Below are 4559 nucleotides of genomic sequence, written 5' to 3' on the forward strand. Positions count from 1 at the left end.
GTCGGCCGGGGGCTCAGGCATCGCTACCCGATCGACGGCGCAGGTCTTGTCGGCGCCCCGGTGGTGAGCGCCTACGCGCCCACATTCACGCCCTGGGACCCCGACGTACGCCTGCTCGACCTCGACGGAGACGGCGCGGCCGACCTGCTCAGGCTCGCCGACGGCGTGTTGGCCACGGTGTCCACGGCCGGCGGCGCCGAGGAGTGGCGGCGCGTGGAACGGAGGGTGATCAGCGGCGCCGATCCGCTCGCCGGCGTCGACCTTCGCTCACCCGACACACGTGTCGCCCCGATGACCGGGGACGGCCTGGCCGACCTGGTCGAGGTGTGCAGCGGGCGGGTGCGGTACTGGCCCAACCTGGGCAACGGCCGCTGGGGGCCGGCCCGCACCATGGCCGACAGCCCGGTGCTTCCGGCCGGCTACCGCACAGACCGGCTGGTGCTCACCGACGTCGACGGGGACGGCTGTGCCGACCTGGTCTACGTGGACACCACCGCGGTGCGGATCTGGCCCAACCTCGGCGGCGCCGCGTTCGGCACCGAGATCACCGTGGCTCCGGTCCCAGGCTTCGCAGCCGAGCGGGTGGAGCCGGTGGACCTGCGCGGCACCGGCTGCGCCGGACTGCTGCTGACCACCCGGCACCGCACCCGCCCCACGGCCTGCCTGGTCGACCTGGACGCCAAGCCCTACCTGCTGAACCGGATCGACGACGGCCTCGGCCACGTCACCGAGATTGGCTACGGCACCTCGCCGGCCGAGGCGCAGCGGGACGCCGAGCGCGGCCGGCCCTGGTCGACGTCACTGCCGTTCTGCCTGCCCGTGGTGACCGGCGTGACGCAGACGGCACCGGCCGCGGCCACCCGCACCAGCAGGTTCTCCTACCACGACGGGCACTGGGACCCCGCGCTGCGCCGGTTCCTGGGCTTCGCCCGGGTCGACGAGGTGGAGGAGGGCGACGACACCGTCGAGGCATTGCTCAAACGCACCGAGTTCCACCTCGGACGCACCCCCGAGCGCACCGATCGCCCGACCACCACGGCCGAACGGCTCGCCGCCCAGGTACTGCGGGGCCGGGTGATCCGCTCCGCCGGCCACCAGGCCGGAAGCGACCCGGACACCCAGCCCCCGCTGTTCGAAGTACGGCAGACCTGGCAGGCCCACCTCGCCGATGTGGACGGCGCCACCGTCGCCTCCCCCCGGCTGACGGAGCGGCGGGAGGACCACCTCGACGGTGCATCCACTCCCTGGCGCACCACCGTCACCACTACCATCGGCTGGGACGACTTCGGCAACATCACCGAGCAGGTGCAGCGCAACACCCTCGCCACCGACCCGACGACAGCACAGGAACTGCGCACGGTCACCGCCTACGCCGGCAACCCCGATGGCTGGATCGTCGACCGCCCGGCCCGGATCACCCAGACCGACGGCACCGGCACGGTCGTGGACGCCCGGGTGCTGCGCTACGACGGTGAGCCCTTCACCGGCCTGCCGGAGGGTTCGGTGACACTCGGTCACGTCACCTCCGAGGAACGGCTGGCGCTGCGCGACGACCAGGTGACCGCCGTGTACGGCGGCGACAAACTCGACCTCGCCGAACTCGGCTACCACCGCAGGACGGACGAGGGCGGCTGGTGGGTCTACGTCCGCCGCTACGACCGCACCACGCCCGGCACCCTCGTCAGCCGTGACCCACGCGGAACACCGGTGACACTGGGCCTCGACGCAGACCGGCTCTTCCCGGTGCGCCGCACCGACGCCCGCGGAAACGTCGTCGAGGCCACCGTGGACCACTACGCCCTGCGGCCCGCCACCCTCACGGACGGCAATGGCGGGCTCCGCCGCAACACCTACGACGCCCTCGCCCGGTTGGCGGCCGAGTTCCGTCCCGGCGACGAATCCGACGCGCCGACCGTCACCCACCGGTACGTGCTCGAACCTGCCGGACCGGCGGTGGAGACCGTCGAGTACCCCCGAGCCGACCGTGGCGACAAGGTCACCACCCGTCGGTTGGTGGACTCCGACGGCCGGGAGACCGGGGTGGCCCGCCTCGACGGTGACGGATCCTGGCTGGTGACCGACGCGGTGTGGCGCAACGCCCGGGGCTTGGTGGCCCGCCAGTACCTGCCATACCGGACGCCGGTGGGACCCGATCCGCAGCTCCCGACCCAGGCGCGGGTGCATGTCGCGACCCGCTTCGACGCACTCGGCCGGCCGCTGAGGGTGGACCTGCCCGACGGCGCCTTCCGGCTCGGCACGCACACCCCGGGCCGGTCCGACCTGTGGGACGAGGAGGACACCCGAGCCGGCGGTACCCACGAGGACACGCCGACCAGCTACCACCTCGACGCGGCCGGCCGGGTCGCCCGGGTGGTGTCCCGGTCCGGCACCACCGAGGTCGTCACCCGCTACCGGTATGACCTTCGAGATCAGCCCGTGGAGATCACGGACGCCAACGGCAGGGTCACCTCCGTCACGTACGACCTGCTGGGCCGGCGGATCCGGGTGGACGACCCGGCGACCGGCACGGTCGTCTTCGTCCATGACGCGGCGGGCAACCTGGTGGACCGGCGCAATGCCGTCGGCCAGCGCGCCGGTTACCGGTTCGACGAGCTCAACCGGATGGTCCGCAGCAGCCAGGACGGACAACCCGACGTCGTCTACCACTATCTCGACCAGGCGGACGTCGGCAACGGCCAGGCCCCGGGCCGTCGCATCGGCCGTCTCGCCGCGGTCGAGGACGTACGCGGCACTCTCACCTTCGACTACGACGTGCGCGGTGAGGTCGAACTGCGCCGGGTGAAACTGACCGACGGAACCGTCCATGCGCTCCGCCGTCGCACCGACCGGCTGGGCCGCGTGTGCTCCATCGAATACCCCGGCGCCACCCCCGACACCCCCGGGCCGGTATTGACCTACCAGTACGGCCCACGAGGACTGCTGAGTGCCATCCCCGGAGTCGTCGACTGGATCGACTACGATCCGGCCGGCCGACCGGTGACGACCGTCCACACCGGCGGAGTCCGCACCACACGGCGGTACGACGCGCTGTCCCGGCTCACCGCGAGCGAGGTGACGGACACGGGCGGGCTGCTTCTCGACCGGGAGACGCTCACCCGCGACCGGGCCGGGCATGTCCTGACGGTGTCCGGGCCGACGCCCGCCGACGCGTGGACGTACAGCCACGACGACCTGTACCAACTGACCCGGGCCGAGCCCGCGTCCGGCCCCGCCCTCGACTTCGCCTACGACCCGGCGGGCAACATCCTCTCCCGCACCGACGTGGGCACATTCCGCTACGGTGAGCGTGGCGCCCCACCGGTGTGCGTCACCACGGCGGGACCGCAGCAGTACGACTACGACGGGGCAGGCCGCCAGACCAGCGGCCCCGCCGGAACGCTCAGTTACGACGGACGCGACCGTCTCGTCGGGATCACCGGAGCGGTGGGCGCCCAGGTGTTGTACGGGGCCTTCGGCGAACGGGCTGTACGCGAGATCACGACCGCGGGCCGGACCCTGCGGACGGTGCTCCTCGACGAGTTGGTCGAACTGCACGACGGGCAGCTGCTGTGCATCGTCACGGACGGCCGCAGCCGAATCGGGCAGTTCGTCCCGGGCGGGTCACTCACCCGCTGGCACACCGACCACCGGGGCTCGGTCCGCCTCATGACCACGGGCACGGGAACGGTCGTCCAGCGCATCGCGTACGACCCGTTCGGCCGGGTCCTCTCCCTCCGGCCCGGAGACCGGCCCCGGGACACCTACGACGGGTACGAGCTGCTGGAACAGGTGGGCCTGTACCTGTCCCCGAAGCGGCCCTACGACCCTGTGCTGGGTCGCTATCTCGTTCCCGACACCGTCGCCGCGGACCTGTGGCATCCGGTGGGCCTCAACCGCTACGCCTACGCCGCCAACGACCCTGTCACCCTGCGGGACCCCACGGGCCGCGCCTGGTGGCAGATCGCACTGGCGATCGTGGCGGTCGTGGCCGTCGTCGTGCTGACCGTTGTCACCTTCGGGGCCGGACTGATCACCCTGGGCGCCATGATCGGGGTGTTCGCCGCGATGGCGGTCGGCGGCGCGGTCGGCGGCATTGCTGCGGCGCAGGCGGGCGGTGACGTCGTGCTCGGCATCCTGCTCGGGGCGGCGCTGGCCGGAGCCGCGGCGCTGGGCGGCGCATTGGCCGGAGCCGGATTCGCGGCCGCGCTCGGTGTCAAGTCCCTCGCCACGTTCCTGCTGTCCGGGGCGGTCGGCGGGGTGCTGCTAGGTGCCGCCACCGGGTTCGCGGCCGGATTCGCCGGCGGCACGGGCTCGCTCGGCCAGATCTGGGAAAAGACCTGGCAGTCGGCGCTGGCGGGGTTCGTCACTGGCCTGGTGTTCGGGGCGGCGAGCTTCGGATTCGCCCAGGGCTGGTTCGGCACCGGGAACATCAGTCCCCGGCTCCCCACCGGCGCCGAGACCCAACGAGCGCTCGCCGCCGAACCGCCGTTCGTTGCGGGCACGGCACTGGGCGGGGACCTGCGGGACGCGCTGCGCGCGGTGACCGGCCGGCTCCCGCC

General features: G+C 72.7%; 1 protein-coding gene. It reads left to right on the forward strand.

Annotated features, from left to right (window positions below; genetic code table 11):
* Positions 1-4559 (forward strand): toxin TcdB middle/N-terminal domain-containing protein (locus tag AB0H32_RS46925; RefSeq protein ID WP_361135438.1); only part of this gene is annotated, 4559 nt, incomplete at both ends.

Source organism: Streptomyces sp. NPDC020362 (genome assembly GCF_040642095.1).
Classification (GTDB): Bacteria; Actinomycetota; Actinomycetes; order Streptomycetales; family Streptomycetaceae; genus Streptomyces.